The sequence below is a fragment of the Aquimarina sp. BL5 genome, assembly GCF_003443675.1.
Taxonomy (GTDB): Bacteria; Bacteroidota; Bacteroidia; order Flavobacteriales; family Flavobacteriaceae; genus Aquimarina.
Genome location: NZ_CP031963.1, coordinates 3,690,492 through 3,706,329, shown reverse-complemented (window position 1 = coordinate 3,706,329; position 15,838 = coordinate 3,690,492). Strand labels below are relative to the sequence as shown.

The following is a 15,838-nucleotide window of genomic DNA, read 5'->3' as shown; positions in this document are numbered from 1 at the left end:
CCTATCCCAATTCTGTTATTCTTTTTACATATTTACCAATCACATCAAACTCTAGATTCACTACTGTTCCAACTTTAAAAGTATTAAAATTCGTATGCTCATATGTAAAAGGAATAATCGCCACGCTGAATTCATCTTTTTTAGAATTCACAACAGTTAAACTTACTCCATTAACTGTAACCGAACCTTTTTCTATGGTAATATTACTTAAGGAAGGATCATATTGAAATGTAAAATACCAACTCCCATCTGCTTCTTTGATATTTACACAAGTAGCGATCTGGTCTACATGACCTTGTACAATATGACCATCCAAACGGGCTCCTAATTTCATTCCACGTTCTAAATTCACAATCTGTCCTTCTTCCAGATGAATGAGATTTGTTTTATCTAAAGTCTCTTTTATTGCGGTTACTGTATACGTATCACCTTCAATAGATACTACTGTAAGACAAACTCCATTATGCGCAACGCTTTGATCAATTTTTAGCTCAGAAGTGAAATTCGCACGGACAGTAATATCAAGATTTTCTTGATTTGTTTTTAGATTAGCAACTGTTCCTAATTCTTCGATGATTCCTGTAAACATAAATGCGAATTATTTAGTTAAATTTGTGACCTCAAAATTTGTGATCTGTTCTTAGATTTCAAAAATACTTATAAAGTAGGTTATAATGAAGAAAGAAGAAAAAATAAGATTAGGCATATCAATTGGAGACCTAAATGGTATCGGAAGTGAAGTAATTCTCAAAACTTTCGAAGATCCGCGCATGCTGGACTTCTGCACTCCTGTAATTTTTGCATCTGTAAAGGTTCTTTCTTTTCTCAAAAAACAGTACAACATTACTGCGAATCTTCACGGTATTGATAAAACTTCTCAAATTCTGGATGGTAAAATAAATGTACTCAATATATGGAAAGAAGGAGTAGCTATTAATTTCGGACAAGAGGATTCAACAATTGGAGCATATGCTATTAAATCATTAAAAGCAGCAACTTCTGCTCTGAAAAATGACGAAATACAGGTCCTAGTAACAGCCCCTATTAACAAACACAGCATTCAATCTGAAGATTTTAATTTCCCAGGACATACAGATTACCTAGATCAGGAGCTCGAAGGAAATAGCTTGATGTTTATGATAACAGATACTTTAAAAGTAGGCTTGCTTACAGATCATGTAGCTGTAAAAGATATTGCAGAAATCATCACACCAAAACTTATCGAGCAAAAAGTAGATACTATATACAACGCATTAAAGCGAGATTTTGGAATCAGTAAGCCCAAAATTGCAGTTTTAGGCATCAATCCTCATAGTGGAGACAACGGTGTAATTGGCAAAGAAGATGAAGAGATATTAAAACCTACTATCAAAAAAATAAATGAATCTGGTAAACTTGTATATGGTCCATATGCTGCAGATAGCTTTTTTGGTTCCGATGGCTATAAAGCCTTTGATGCGATTGTAGCTTCTTATCACGACCAGGGATTGATTCCTTTTAAAACACTATCGTTCGGAAAAGGGGTCAACTATACTGCTGGATTAAACAAAGTACGAACATCTCCGGATCACGGAACTGCTTTTGAAATTGCAGGAAAAAACAAAGCAGACAACGGATCTTTCAAAGAAGCAGTATTTTCGGCTTTGAAAATTTTCAAAAATAGACAAGAATACAATGAACTGACTAAGAACCCATTAAAAAAACAGCCTCGTAAACCTCAATTCAAAGGAAACAAGGAAATAAAGAAGAATTAGTTAGTTTAGGATAATCGTATTAGTCCATAACGGAGTGATCAATCAACTGGTTTCTGGTCAATTCATTAAGTGTAAATCAAGTTTGAAGATAAATTTTAATCCAGTTATTTACACTAAAAAACTATCTCATTGACTCAAATACTTAAAGCCGTACAAACTAAATACTAACTTTCTGATATAATTTTATTTACAAAAATGCTTTCATAATGTTTTTTTGTTATCTTTGCACCCGCCTTTGCCGAATTGGCAGAGACTCGAAACTGATGATGAAATGAAACCACTAAAAGAGTTTAATATCCCTTTTGTTGGACTGAAGCAAGGATTACACAAGTTTGAGTATCAAATTGGCAATACGTTCTTCGAACATTTTGAGTATGACGAATTTAATGCATCTGCAATAAAAGTCGATCTGGAGTTTAACAAGAAAACAACGATGTTAGAACTTCGGTTTGAGGCTAATGGCACAGTAAATGTCAATTGCGATGTCACCAATGAACCTTTTGATTTACCTATTAAAAATGAATTCTTTTTAGTAGTTAAATTTGGAGAAGAGTATAACAATGAGAACGAAGAAATTCTTATTATTCCTTTTGGAGAATATGAAATCAACGTTCAGCAATATATATATGAACTTATTGTTTTAGGAGTACCTTCTAAACGAGTTCACCCTGGTGTCGAAGATGGTACATTAGAATCTGACATACTTGAAAAATTAGATGAACTAAGCCCGAAAGAGGAAACATTAGAAAATAATAACGAGGAAATTGATCCTCGTTGGGACAAATTAAAAAACTTATTAAACGATAAATAATAGCTAACAATGGCACATCCTAAGAGAAAAATCTCCAAAACAAGAAGAGATAAGAGAAGAACACATTATAAAGCTACTGTACCACAAATAGCTACAGATCCTACAACAGGAGAAGCACATTTATACCACAGAGCACATTGGTTTGAAGGTAAATTATATTACCGTGGTCAGGTAATTATTGACAATACTGAAGAAGAAGTAGCATAAGTATACTGTTAAAATTCTATACAGAACTCTCACAAATGTGAGAGTTTTTTTGTTTTTAGTTGAATATGTGTCAAAATCCCGTTATTTTGCGCCATATTTGCATGTAATTTAGTATTTTCGACCACTTTTTGCACATTATTACGCAAAAAGTCCTGAAATTAGCTAAGTAATTTATTGATGCTAATTCCTGTAATGCAGGCACGCAGCGGAGTTATTAGCGAATTCCATCTGAAACGAATATAATAGAGATTCGGATGAAACTAAAATCAAGATATGAGTAAAATCACAGCCGCTATCACAGCTGTAGGCGCTTATGTGCCGGACTATGTGTTATCTAATGAGATATTAGCAACAATGGTCGATACAAACGATGAATGGATTACCACTCGTACAGGTATTAAAGAACGTAGATTACTAAAAGAAGAAGGTAAAGGAAGTTCTTTCTTAGGTATAAAAGCAGCAGAGGATTTAATTGCTAAAAAGAATCTCGATCCTAAAGAGATAGACATGGTGATCTTTGCAACTGCTACACCTGATCTTCCCGTTGCTGCAACCGCAGCATACGCAGCTTCAGAAATAGGAGCAGTCAATGCATTTTCTTATGATCTACAAGCAGCTTGTTCCAGTTTTTTATATGGAATGTCTACTGCAGCCAGCTATATTGAAGCAGGAAGATATAAAAAGATCTTATTGATTGGAGCAGATAAAATGTCATCAATTATTGATTATACTGATCGTACTACTTGCATCATTTTTGGTGATGGTGGTGGAGCAGTGCTTTTCGAACCTAATGATGAAGGATTAGGACTACAAGACGAATACTTACGTACAGATGGTGTAGGGCGCGAGTTTCTAAAAATTGAAGCAGGTGGGTCTATCTTACCTCCATCAGAAGAAACGGTAGCAAATAGACAACATTTCGTTCAGCAGGATGGGAAATCAGTATTTAAATATGCTGTTTCTAATATGGCAGATGCCAGCACGAAAATCATGGAACGCAATAATATTAGTGGAGAAGATGTAGATTGGCTTGTTGCACATCAAGCTAATAAACGTATTATCGATGCTACTGCAAACAGAATGAATCTGAATCCAGACAAGGTTCTTATGAACATTCATAGATATGGTAATACAACCTCAGCAACATTACCATTATTATTAAGCGATTACGAAAAACAACTCAAAAAAGGAGATAATATAGTATTTGCCTCATTCGGTGGAGGCTTTACTTGGGGTTCAATTTTCTTAAAATGGGCCTACAATTCCTAAACAACTAAAACACACAATACCCAACATTATGGATTTAAAAGAAATTCAGAATTTAATCAAATTCGTTGCCAAATCTGGGGCTAGCGAAGTGAAGTTAGAGATGGAAGATGTAAAAATTACTATCAAAACAACTTCAGAAGAAAACAAAGAAACAACAATTGTACAGCAAATACCAGTAGGTAATGCAGTGCCTGCTCCCCAACCAGCGGCACAAGTACAAACTCCTGCTCCTGTGGCTACTGAGGCTGCAACTCCGAGTAGTGAAGAAGACAATTCTAAATACATTACTATAAAATCTCCTATCATAGGAACACTTTATAGAAAGCCATCTCCAGACAAATCAACTTTTGTAGAAGTAGGAGATACTATCAAGGAAGGAGATGTACTTTGTATTATTGAAGCAATGAAGCTTTTCAATGAAATTGAAAGTGAAGTTTCAGGTAAAATCGTTAAAATTTTAGCTGATGATAATTCTCCTGTAGAATTTGATCAACCATTATTCTTAGTAGACCCATCATAACCCAATTTTAAAATTCCAATTGACAAATCCCAAAATCCAACAATATGTGGAATTTGGAACATGGAATTTGAGATTTTTAAATTTAGAACGTTATGTTTAAAAAAATTCTAATTGCCAATAGAGGTGAGATTGCAATGCGTGTAATCAGAACTTGCAAGGAAATGGGCATTAAAACTGTTGCAGTATATTCTACCGCAGATGCAGAAAGTTTACATGTTCGTTTTGCTGATGAAGCTGTTTGTATTGGCCCAGCACCTAGTAGCGAATCGTACCTTAAAATGTCTAATATTATAGCGGCTGCAGAAATTACAAATGCAGATGCTATACACCCAGGATACGGATTCTTATCAGAAAACGCCAAATTCTCTAAAATTTGCGAAGAGCACGAAATAAAGTTTATTGGTGCTAGTGCTGAAATGATCGACAGAATGGGAGACAAAGCATCCGCTAAATCAACTATGATAGAAGCTGGAGTTCCTTGTGTACCAGGAAGTGAAGGTGTTATCCCCGACTTTGAAACGTGTATAAAAGTAGCTAAAGAAACTGGCTATCCGGTAATGCTTAAAGCTAGTGCCGGTGGTGGTGGTAAAGGTATGCGTGCCGTTTGGAAAGAAGAAGATCTGCAAAATGCATGGGAATCTGCAAGACAAGAAAGTAAAGCGGCCTTTGGTAATGACGATATGTACATGGAAAAACTGATCGAAGAACCTCGTCATATCGAAATCCAAGTTGTAGGAGATAGCAACGGTAGAGCTTGTCACTTATCAGAAAGAGATTGCTCTGTACAACGAAGACACCAAAAACTTACCGAAGAAACTCCTTCTCCATTCATGACTGATGAATTAAGAGATGAAATGGGGAATGCAGCCGTAAAAGCAGCAGAATATATCAAATATGAAGGAGCTGGAACTGTAGAATTCTTGGTAGACAAACATCGTAATTTCTACTTTATGGAGATGAATACTCGTATTCAGGTAGAACATCCAATTACTGAGCAAGTGGTAGATTACGATTTAATCAGAGAGCAAATATTAGTAGCAGCTGGAGTGCCAATTTCTGGTAAAAATTATTATCCTCAGTTACACTCTATAGAATGTAGAATAAACGCAGAAGATCCTTACAAGGATTTCCGTCCTTCTCCCGGTAAAATAACTAATTTACACCTTCCTGGAGGTCACGGAGTTCGTATTGATACTCACGTATACAGTGGATACACCATTCCTCCAAATTATGACTCTATGATTGCTAAATTAATTACTACCGCACAGACTCGTGAGGAGGCAATTAATAAAATGAAAAGAGCTCTTGATGAATTTGTAGTAGAAGGAATAAAAACTACTGTTCCATTCCATAGACAATTGATGGATCATCAGGATTATGTTTCCGGAAACTATACCACCAAATTTATGGAGGATTTTGAAATGGAAGAACCAAAAGATGACTAATCAACATTTAAGCCTCAGCAATGAGGCTTTTTTTATGAATTTAAAATATGCCTTTCAGCTATTGGGAACATAAAACCTGGTTATCTAATATTGATTTTACGATCATAGGTAGCGGGATCGTAGGACTTAATAGTGCGATTCGCTTAAGAGAAAAATTTCCGAAAGCTAAAATTCTAGTGTTGGAAAGAGGAATCCTACCTAATGGGGCCAGTACAAAAAATGCAGGTTTTGCATGCTTCGGAAGTTTATCAGAAATTCTTGATGATCTCCATACCCATTCTGAGGAAGAGGTATTGCAGCTTGTACAAAAAAGATATAAAGGACTTCAGTTATTACGCAAAAATCTGGGAAGTACAAATATAGATTATATTGCTGATGGCGGTTATGAACTTTTTACAGAAACCGATCACAATTTATATGAAACCTGTCTTTCAAAAATGGAAAATATTAACTCATTTCTAAAACCTATTTTTAAGGAAGATGTATTTTTACCAAAAGATAATATTTTCAATTTTAAAAACATTCAACCTCAATATATTGTAAACCAGTTCGAGGGACAAATTGATACTGGTAAGATGATGGATGCTTTATTACGCAAAACCCAGATTTGTGATATTAAGATACTTAATAATTGCAGTGTACAAGCTCTTACAGATACTAATGATTCCGTAGAAATAAAAACAGATCATTTTACGTTATCATCAAATAAAGTATTAATCGCTACCAATGGTTTTGCCTCTCAACTAGGTCTTAAGGAGGTCAAACCGGCAAGAGCACAAGTTCTGATTACCAAACCTATTCAGAATTTACATATCAAAGGAACTTTTCATCTGGATAGAGGCTATTATTACTTCAGAAATATTGATGATAGAATTCTCTTTGGTGGAGGAAGAAATCTGGATTTTAAAACAGAAGAAACTACAGAATTAACACAAACCACATTAATACAACAAAAATTAGAGGAACTATTACAAACAGTAATTTTACCTGATAAAAACTTCGAAATTGAACATCGCTGGAGTGGAATTATGGGTGTTGGAAATCAAAAAAAATCTATAGTTAAACAAATTTCTAACAATGTCTTCTGCGGAGTACGACTTGGAGGAATGGGTGTTGCCATTGGAAGTCTTGTTGGCAAGGAATTGGCCGATCTTTTATAGACGTTATAGACGATTACTTTATTTGTTAGCTATGAAAAAAATATTTCGTTTTATATATAAAGGCTTTCTAGCCTTCTTTATCTTTAGTATACTATGGGTACTCATATATAAATGGATTGATGTTCCAGGAACTCCGTTAATGGGTATTCGTCATTTTCAATCTGAAAATGAGGCTTCAATAAAACACCAATGGGTTCCGTTAAAAGATATTTCTAAGAACCTACAACTTGCCATTATCTGTAGCGAAGATCAACGATTTATAACACATAATGGTTTTGACACCGAAGCCATCCAAAAAGCAATTTCTGAGCATAAAGCAGGTAAACGATTACGAGGAGCCAGTACCATCTCACAACAAACGGCAAAAAATGTTTTCTTATGGCCAAAACGCAGTTGGATCCGTAAAGGATTAGAAAGTTATTTTACTTTTTTAATCGAAACCTTCTGGAGTAAGGAGCGTATCTTAGAAATATATCTAAACAGTATAGAAATGGGAGATGAAATATTCGGTGCTGAAGCTGCTGCAAAATTCTGGTTTAACAAATCCTCAAAAGATTTAAACGCTCATGAGGCCACTGCAATAGCCGCTATTCTTCCTAATCCTAGAAAATATTTAGCAGACCCACCATCAATGTACGTTCAGAAAAGAAAAGAATGGATTCTTCAGCAAATGCGTAATTATGGTTCGCTTTCTTTTTCAAAATAACGTAACCTAAAAAAAGATTATTTCTAATAGGTAGGGTAAAACCTTAGTGATCTGTTCTATAATAAAGCCCCTAAAACTCTTTATTATGGAAAACGATTTGAGTAATAACACCTTTATGAAACAATCTAATGGGATAAAAAACAACTTGGTAATTCCTTATTATTTGGGAAATCAAATCAATAAACAAGATTCTAATTATTACAATACACCTCGAGTAATAAATCTTAACACTAAAGACCTTCCGGGAATCCCAACTATTATTTCTGGAAAAATCTACACTAAAGACAAAGAACCAGTACCAAATGCGAAAATTGAAATTTGGCACGCAGATGATGCCGGTGCTTATCATAACGAAGGGTGTTTTTATTTCCCTTCGCAGACGACATTATCTGGATGTATTACTGCAAATGAATCCGGAATTTATAAAATAAAAACCATCCGTCCTGGAGTTTACGGATGTAGAGCAAGACATTTTCATTATAGAATTTCCGCAAAAGGACATAGAACCCTAGAAACTCAAATTTATTTTAAGGATGACCCCAGAATTTTAATTGATGAAATTGCACTGGTAGCGGAAAATTGTAGAATCATCGATTTTAACTTTAACAGCATAGGCTATCTAGAAGCTAACGTTCCTATTTTTTTGCCCAGAATTTAGTTTGAATTATTTTTTATACGGTAGAGAGGCAGTCTAATTATGGACTGCTTCTCTTTTTTTCGATATACTACAATAATATTTGTACAGTCATATAGGTTATTCTATATTGAAATTTAAATCCATTTTTTTTGAAAAAAATAAAAGAAGAACTATATGATCATTGTAAGCAATTCATACAAGATCGCCATAATCGCATTCAAAATAGGATTGCCAATATACAGGAATCATTAACCTCTGAAACAAAAAGTACAGCAGGTGATAAACATGAGACAGGAAGAGCTATGCTTCAGTTAGAAAGAGAAAAAGCAGGTGCGCAATTAGCCGAAGTTCAGAAGTTACAGGAGGTTTTAGCTAAAATCGATACACACTCATCTTCTCAGGTCATACGATTAGGAAACATTGTAAAAACCTCTAAGGGGAATTATTATTTAAGCATTTCTGTAGGGGAAATCAGTATTAATAATAACTCCTATTTTGCTATAGCCACCAATACTCCTATTGGGAAATTGTTGTTAGGGAAAACTACAGGCGAAAAATTTAGGTTTAACAATACTCTTATTGAGATCATTGATATAAGTTAATACGTTTAGAGAATATGTAGATTATGAAACAAGGAGTTAAAACAAATTTTTCTGATGTAAAGTTGTTTCTCATTTTAATTCCGTTCATTAATATTATTAATTACTATCTAACTTATTCTAATATTAAAGCAGATTGGTTTTTAGCACTCACGTTTTCAATCGATACATTACAAGGATATATAGCTTGGTATGGAATCCGGCATACCATAGGTTTTTTGGATCAAAAGATACCTTATCATAAGTCGTTAACACGGCGTATTATTTTTCAAATAATCACAACATTGTTGATTGCGTTAGTGATTATTATTTCTTTAACAGAATTATTAAGTTGGTTGGCTAGGGGAAAGTCAGCCCCAATACATTTTTATACACAAGATATTTTTATAATTGGTATCTGGATTTTTGTGATCAATGGAATATATATAGGAGCTTATTTTTACGATCAATGGAAAAATACTGAAATCAAATATAAACAAGATCATCGTTCTCGCTCGGAAGGGATCATGGTAAACCATGGGAACAAAAAACTAAAACTTATTTTTGATCAGATTGCAGGATTCCATATAGATGGTGATTATACCGCGGTATTTACAAACAACAGTAAAAAATATTATCTGGATCAATCGCTAAATACTTTAGAAAACCAACTTCCCAAAATCAATTTCTTTAGGCTTAACAGGCAATTTATTATAAATAAGGATATGGTTAAAGGGTTCAAAAGAATAGAAAACGGAAAAATTCTTGTATTAATAAGTCCAGAATATAATTTCCCTTCAGAAATTACAGTGAGTCGAACTAAGGCATCAAACTTCAAAAAATGGTTCGAGTTTACATAAGACATTTCGTAGGTAATTTTACTACATTTCACAGATAACGTACTTTATCAACCAAACGAATACAGGTGATTGTATGTACTATTGCTATAATAAAATTATAGAATTATGGTATTTACTAAACAGGTTATTAGCTCGGTATTAATTACTTTTTCAAGCTTCATTAGCTTTTCCCAAGATAATTTTGACAAGGAAAAAGATATTAACGCATTAATGAACGAATGCTTGGTAGATAAAGGAAAAAAACCAGTTCATAATTTTCTGTTGTATGCTGAAAATGCTGAGACAGAATTTCAAATTAATACTGGAGTAGGTGAAGTTAAAAGAAAAAGCAGATATGTTAATGAAACCTATCAATTCAATATTGCTAGCATCACCAAAACTCTAGTTGCTACTATTATTCTTCAAATGGAAGAAGAAGGCAAATTGAAAATTGAAGATAAAGCTGAAAAGTATTTAGGCACTTTAGAGTTTATTGATTTCAAAAATTTACACATACTGAATAAAACTTCCTATTCAGATGATATCGATATAAAAATGTTACTTAATCACACTTCGGGAATTGCAGATGTATTTATTGATAAAGCGATTAGATTTAATCTAAGTGTATTACTAAACCCTAAGAAACAGTATACGGCAAAAAAGTTTTTTGAAAAATATTACAAATATGGTCTAAATAAGAAACCTCATAACGCTCCTGGAAAAGGATATTACTATTCTGATATTAATTATATGCTGTTAGGGTTTATTATCGAAGAATTGAGTGGAGAAACACTCGCACAGGTAATTCGAAAAAGAATCCTGGAACCTCTCCAGATGCAAAACACTTATTTCGAATTTTACGAACCTATAAAAGGCAACGGTAAGCGGATTGATGCTTTTCTGAATAGGATCAATATCACAAAAAAAGTAAACACCTCATATGAATGGGCTGGAGGTGGTCTAGTCTCTACTACAGAAGATATGGCGAATTTTGTAAAAGCATTATTTAAACTTAGGTTATTTAAACATAAACAAGCCCTAAACAAAATGATTGACTGCTCTGATACCGAAAAATTTAACAAAAACTATGGATTAGGAATTTTTAAATATGAGATTAAAGGAATAACATTTTATGGTCACGGAGGGTTTTACGGTTCATTTTTGGCCTATGCTCCTAAAGAAGGATTGTTGATTTCTGCTAATGTTAATCAGGCAAATCCGCCGTTTAATAGCATGGAAGTAATTAGTAAATTGGTCAGTATTTTGCATAAGAATCAGATCTAAATTTAAGCAAATGATCATTTTAGGATTAAATTGTAGCTTGTTATAGTATAAAAAAAGGATTTTAAGTAAATTGCTGCCTCACAAATTATCATTCTAAATGAAGAAGCTTTCTTTATTACTTCTAATTGCAGTAATCGTTTTTGGGTGCAAACCGTATCAAGATACCAAAATCAGAAAAGGTCAGATGACCTATGAAGAATTTAGAGCAGAACAGCGATCTTTTCCCACAGAAGATGGCATCATCAAATATATTGACAAAGGAAACGGACCCGCAATCGTACTACTTCATGGAATTCCTACTTCTGGCTGGTTATATCGTAAAATGATCGATCCATTAGTTGCTGGAGGATACCGTGTTATTGTTCCAGATATGTTAGGATATGGTTCTAGCGATTCTCCTGAAGGATATAAAATCTATAGTGAAAAAGAGCATGCCAAACGACTGCTAGCACTGATGGATGGACTTGGTATTGAGTATTGGTCTCACGTTATGCACGATGTAGGTGGAGTATGGACCTGGGAACTTTTTAATCAAGCCCCTAAAAGAATCGAAGAATTAATTGTGTTAAATACCTTATTATACGAAGAGGGTTTTTATCCTCCGATACGATTTAGTCCTGGTCCTGCAGCCAAAGCTGCGATGTGGTCCTATAGAAATGGAGTAACTACCAATACCTTATTAAAAAGCTTATTCAAAGAAGGATTAAAAGAAAATAAATTAAATGAAATTGATGTAGAAGGTTATAAAACTCCTTTGTTAGAAGGAAAAACCGATGGCATGTACTATTTCTTTACAAGAACATGTAATTACTTTCCCGACTACTCCTTAGTATTTGAAAGTATCGATATTCCCGTTGCTGTAATTTGGGGAATTCACGATACCATGCTACAGTGGACTCCACAACAAACTAGAGTAACCAATGCGCTTAAGATAGATGAAGCAGATATTCATTTTATCGATGAAAAACACTTTATCCAAGAAACAAAAGCAGAAGAAATCTCTTATAAAATTCTAGACTTTCTTAGATAACATTTTAATTAAGGCCTGAGTTCGTTACCCAATGCTGTAATTCTACTCGAAAAATAGTGCCATTAATTAATTCCTGTACCTGCTCTAGTTCATCTTTACTGATTGCCAAGTCAATTTTTTCAGACGGTGTCCTAAGCAATAATGACCTACAATTCTGATGGTCAACACATTGATCACAGCATTGTGATTGTTCTGTAATTCTGCAGGCATCCGAAAAATCCTTTAACTCATTTAGGGTAAGTAAAAATCCTATATCCCTAAATACCAGTTGAATTTTGGGCGTAGTGACAAGCTGTTGTTGTTTCTTCCAAAAAAAAGATATGCCAACTTTATTACTGTATATTTTATCAATAGCATTCATTCTGAATCGTATTTGACTCAAAAGTATTAATTATTTATAATTAATCTAAATAAAAATAATTTAAATTATATCTTTAAGCTTTAATTGTAGGGATACAGTGCCATTCCATTCATTTTCATCAATTGTATAAGCAACCTTGACACTTTTTGATCCCTTTATCAAATCAAGTTTTGGTCCGAGGTTAAAACCAATAACACCAAAAGCTAATCCATTTTTTTGTACTTTACATTTCAGATGTTTATCATCAGCACCAACACATTTAGCATATCCTGTATCCTTTACATTTTCTGTCATAAAAACTGGTGTCATATTTCCTGGACCAAATGGCGCAAACTGTTTCAGAATTCTAAAAAACTTTGGTGTGATCTGATCCAATTCTATAATTTCATCTATCAGAATTTCTGGAGTTAGTAACTTCTTATCAATAGTAGATAGTACAGTTTCTTCAAATTTTTGCTTAAACACCTCATAGTTTTCTTCTTTCAGGGTCAATCCGGCTGCATATTTATGACCTCCAAATTGTTCTATATAGTCCGAGCAAGCATCCAAAGCATTGTATACATCAAAACCTTTAACAGATCTTGCAGAAGCCGCAAGTTTCTCTCCGCTTTTGGTAAAAACCAACGTTGGACGATAATAGGTTTCTGTAAGTCTGGACGCAACGATCCCAATTACGCCTTTATGCCAATTCTCATCATATACTACGGTGGTATATTTATCTTCTTCTGAGTTTTGGATTATTTGTACCAAAGCTTCTTCAGTGATACTCTTATCAGCATCTTTTCGATCACTATTATACGTTTCTATTTCTGAAGCATACTGTAATGCAATTTCAGGATTTTCTTCCTTAAGAAGATTCACAGCATGCAATCCGTGTTTCATTCTTCCTGCCGCATTAATTCTGGGAGCCAGTATAAATACTACGTCCGTAATTGTTAAGATCTCTTTTTTAACTTGTGAAAGCATTGCCTTAAAGCCTGTTCTAGGGCTTTGATTAATAACTTGTAAACCAAAATATGCCAGCACCCTATTTTCTCCAGTGATCGGAACAATATCTGCTCCGATAGCGGTAGCAACTAAGTCTAAATACACTAACAAATCATCTATAGTTTGGCCTTTTTTAATAGCAAGAGCTTGTATTAATTTAAAACCTACTCCGCAACCACATAGTTCTTTATAAGGATATTCACAATCTTCTCTTTTAGGGTCCAGCACTGCAGCTGCATCTGGGATTGTATCTCCTGGTCGGTGATGATCGCAGATTATGAAATCAATTCCTTTGGATTTTGCATACGCCACTTTTTCTACCGCTTTGATACCACAATCTAACGCAATAATCAATGAAATATCATTATCAGAAGCGTAGTCAATCCCTTGATAAGAAACACCATACCCTTCTGCATAACGATCCGGAATATAGGTAGTAACTTGCGATGAAATAGTTTCTAAATATGAAGACATTAATGCAACAGAAGTAGTCCCATCTACATCATAATCTCCATATACCATAATATTTTCGTGATCAGATATAGCGTTATCAATTCTGGAAACTGCCCTATCCATATCCTTCATTAAAAAAGGATCAAGCAAATCTTCTAATGAAGGACGAAAAAACTTTTTGGCTTGATCATAGGTTTCAATTCCTCTTTGGACCAATAAAGAAGCAATTATAACATCTACATTCAGAGCTTCTGCTAAGTTGTTGATAATTGCAGTGTCTAGTTGTGGTTTTAGGGTCCATCTCATTAGTATTCTCGTTCCGAAATTATTTAAAAAATCCAAAGTACAAAAAACATCCATACTCCTTTAGGTTTGACATTAGTTTTGTATTTTGCTGTGCTAAAATTTAAAATTAACTCAAAAAAATATACATACACATGCCATTAGTAACACCTTTATCAGCTGATCACGATCAGGAAACCAAAGAATTAGCTGAATTCTTTAACGAAACACTTGGGTTTTGTCCTAATTCTGTATTAACCATGCAACGAAGGCCTGCCATTTCTAAAGCTTTTATTAATTTAAATAAAGCAGTTATGGCCAATGAAGGTCGCGTAACCTCAGCATTAAAACGAATGATTGCTTGGGTAAGCAGTAATGCTACGGGTTGCAGATATTGCCAAGCACATGCAATACGTGCTGCAGAGAGATATGGCGCAGAACAAGAACAACTAGATAATATCTGGGAGTACAAAACTCATCCTGCGTTTAGTGATGCAGAACGTGCAGCACTTGATTTTTCTTTGGCTGCATCCTTGGTTCCTAATAACGTGGATGAAGCTATCAAAACGGAACTTTATAAATATTGGGATGAGGGTGAGATCGTAGAAATGCTTGGTGTAATTTCTTTATTCGGATACTTAAACCGCTGGAATGATTCTATGGGAACTACTGTAGAAGAAGGAGCCATAGAATCTGGAGAGCAATATCTTGGTAAACACGGCTGGGAAAAAGGAAAACACGTATAGGATTTACCAGATTGTTGGATTCCTAGAATGTTAGATTAATTAGATCGTAGAATATTAGATGAGACCTCACAGGTTTTCAAAACCTATGAGGTCTTCTTATAGTAGCTTCACACGGAAATAATTTTCTCTCTTATCGCTTTTATGATTAATCCTGCGGTATTTTTTACCTCTAATTTCATCATTAAATTTTTACGATGACCTTCTATGGTTCTAACGCTCAGAAATAATTCTTCTGCAATTTCTGCGGTAGTATATTCTTTAGTAACTAATTCTAACACTTCCAACTCTCTTGAGGAAAGATGATAGTCTTTTCCAATTAAAGGAGGTTTAGTCGATTTATTCTTCAATCCCTTTAATAATGCTTGAGAAACAAAAGGATTGAAATAAAAACTTTTTTCATATACAGATCGTATAGCATCCTCTAACTCTTGTCGGTTGGTATCTTTTAATAAGTATCCGTTTGCACCAACCTCCATAAGATACGATATCATTCGCTCTTCTTTATGCATTGTAAGTATAATAACTTTCATATCTGGATACAACTCTTTTACTTTTACCGTTGCATCCATTCCATTCATTTCTTCCATTTCAAGATCTAATAGTATTACATCAGGAACTGTATTATTTAATTTGGCTAATAAATCTTTTCCACTAACTGCTTCCAGAACAAGTTCTATATTGTTCATTTTATCCAATAACGATTTGATTCCCTCCCGAAATAAATTATGATCGTCTATTAATCCCAGTGTAATAGTTTCCATGGTTGTTA

18 protein-coding genes are annotated in these 15,838 nt (G+C 34.1%); 14 read left to right on the top strand and 4 right to left on the bottom strand.

The window, feature by feature from the left end:
• Position 1 precedes the first annotated feature (1 nt).
• Positions 2-589: a riboflavin synthase gene (locus D1818_RS15390; protein ID WP_118459872.1), complete on the bottom strand. Its 588-nt coding sequence runs from the start codon at positions 587-589 to the stop codon at positions 2-4.
• An 85-nt stretch (positions 590-674) separates the two neighbouring features.
• Here D1818_RS15390 and pdxA point away from each other — a divergent pair, with 85 nt between their 5' ends.
• The 13 genes from pdxA (at position 675) to D1818_RS15325 (ending at position 12,240) form a co-directional block, all read left to right on the top strand.
• Complete coding sequence (gene pdxA / locus D1818_RS15385; RefSeq protein ID WP_118459871.1) at positions 675-1,754, top strand: 4-hydroxythreonine-4-phosphate dehydrogenase PdxA; 1,080 nt, start codon at positions 675-677, stop codon at positions 1,752-1,754.
• Positions 1,755-2,025: 271 nt separating this feature from the next.
• Complete coding sequence (locus tag D1818_RS15380; protein WP_118463802.1) at positions 2,026-2,565, top strand: DUF177 domain-containing protein; 540 nt, start codon at positions 2,026-2,028, stop codon at positions 2,563-2,565.
• A 9-nt stretch (positions 2,566-2,574) separates the two neighbouring features.
• The gene (gene rpmF / locus D1818_RS15375; RefSeq protein WP_027394691.1) at positions 2,575-2,772 is read left to right on the top strand and encodes a 50S ribosomal protein L32; all 198 of its coding nucleotides are present in this window, start codon (positions 2,575-2,577) and stop codon (positions 2,770-2,772) included.
• 273 nt (positions 2,773-3,045) lie between these two features.
• Entirely contained in the window at positions 3,046-4,041 is a 996-nt protein-coding gene (locus D1818_RS15370; RefSeq protein WP_118459870.1) for a beta-ketoacyl-ACP synthase III, read from the top strand.
• A gap of 28 nt (positions 4,042-4,069) precedes the next feature.
• Positions 4,070-4,561 carry an acetyl-CoA carboxylase biotin carboxyl carrier protein gene (accB, locus tag D1818_RS15365; protein ID WP_118459869.1) on the top strand — a complete coding sequence of 164 codons (492 nt, stop codon included), beginning with the start codon at positions 4,070-4,072 and terminating at the stop codon, positions 4,559-4,561.
• Positions 4,562-4,653: 92 nt separating this feature from the next.
• Complete coding sequence (gene accC, locus D1818_RS15360) at positions 4,654-6,006, top strand: acetyl-CoA carboxylase biotin carboxylase subunit (protein ID WP_118459868.1); 1,353 nt, start codon at positions 4,654-4,656, stop codon at positions 6,004-6,006.
• A gap of 47 nt (positions 6,007-6,053) precedes the next feature.
• Positions 6,054-7,166, top strand: a complete 1,113-nt coding sequence (locus tag D1818_RS15355; protein WP_118459867.1) for an FAD-binding oxidoreductase — start codon at positions 6,054-6,056, stop codon at positions 7,164-7,166.
• 31 nt (positions 7,167-7,197) lie between these two features.
• On the top strand, positions 7,198-7,872 hold the full coding sequence (gene mtgA / locus D1818_RS15350) for a monofunctional biosynthetic peptidoglycan transglycosylase (RefSeq protein WP_118459866.1): 675 nt from the start codon (positions 7,198-7,200) through the stop codon (positions 7,870-7,872).
• An 85-nt stretch (positions 7,873-7,957) separates the two neighbouring features.
• Positions 7,958-8,530 (top strand): hypothetical protein, encoded by a 573-nt coding sequence (locus tag D1818_RS15345; RefSeq protein ID WP_118459865.1) that lies wholly within the window; start codon positions 7,958-7,960, stop codon positions 8,528-8,530.
• Between the two features lie 128 nt (positions 8,531-8,658).
• The gene (locus D1818_RS15340; RefSeq protein WP_118459864.1) at positions 8,659-9,111 is read left to right on the top strand and encodes a 3-oxoacyl-ACP synthase; all 453 of its coding nucleotides are present in this window, start codon (positions 8,659-8,661) and stop codon (positions 9,109-9,111) included.
• A 23-nt stretch (positions 9,112-9,134) separates the two neighbouring features.
• The gene (locus D1818_RS15335; protein WP_118459863.1) at positions 9,135-9,947 is read left to right on the top strand and encodes a LytTR family DNA-binding domain-containing protein; all 813 of its coding nucleotides are present in this window, start codon (positions 9,135-9,137) and stop codon (positions 9,945-9,947) included.
• Between the two features lie 105 nt (positions 9,948-10,052).
• Positions 10,053-11,210: a serine hydrolase gene (locus D1818_RS15330; protein WP_118459862.1), complete on the top strand. Its 1,158-nt coding sequence runs from the start codon at positions 10,053-10,055 to the stop codon at positions 11,208-11,210.
• Positions 11,211-11,307: 97 nt separating this feature from the next.
• Positions 11,308-12,240, top strand: coding sequence for an alpha/beta fold hydrolase (locus tag D1818_RS15325; protein ID WP_118459861.1), 933 nt, complete (start codon positions 11,308-11,310; stop codon positions 12,238-12,240).
• A 4-nt stretch (positions 12,241-12,244) separates the two neighbouring features.
• Here the strand turns inward: D1818_RS15325 and D1818_RS15320 are convergent, their stop codons facing one another.
• Both D1818_RS15320 and recJ read right to left on the bottom strand, forming a co-directional pair.
• Entirely contained in the window at positions 12,245-12,622 is a 378-nt protein-coding gene (locus D1818_RS15320; RefSeq protein WP_147406094.1) for a hypothetical protein, read from the bottom strand.
• Between the two features lie 39 nt (positions 12,623-12,661).
• Complete coding sequence (gene recJ, locus D1818_RS15315; RefSeq protein WP_118463799.1) at positions 12,662-14,347, bottom strand: single-stranded-DNA-specific exonuclease RecJ; 1,686 nt, start codon at positions 14,345-14,347, stop codon at positions 12,662-12,664.
• Between the two features lie 131 nt (positions 14,348-14,478).
• On the opposite strand from recJ, the gene D1818_RS15310 reads away from it, so the two are divergent.
• A complete protein-coding gene (locus D1818_RS15310) occupies positions 14,479-15,069 on the top strand; it encodes a carboxymuconolactone decarboxylase family protein (protein WP_118459859.1) in 591 nt (196 codons plus the stop codon).
• 107 nt (positions 15,070-15,176) lie between these two features.
• Here D1818_RS15310 and D1818_RS15305 read toward each other — a convergent pair whose 3' ends face one another.
• Positions 15,177-15,830, bottom strand: a complete 654-nt coding sequence (locus D1818_RS15305) for a response regulator transcription factor (RefSeq protein ID WP_118459858.1) — start codon at positions 15,828-15,830, stop codon at positions 15,177-15,179.
• Positions 15,831-15,838: the final 8 nt, after the last annotated feature.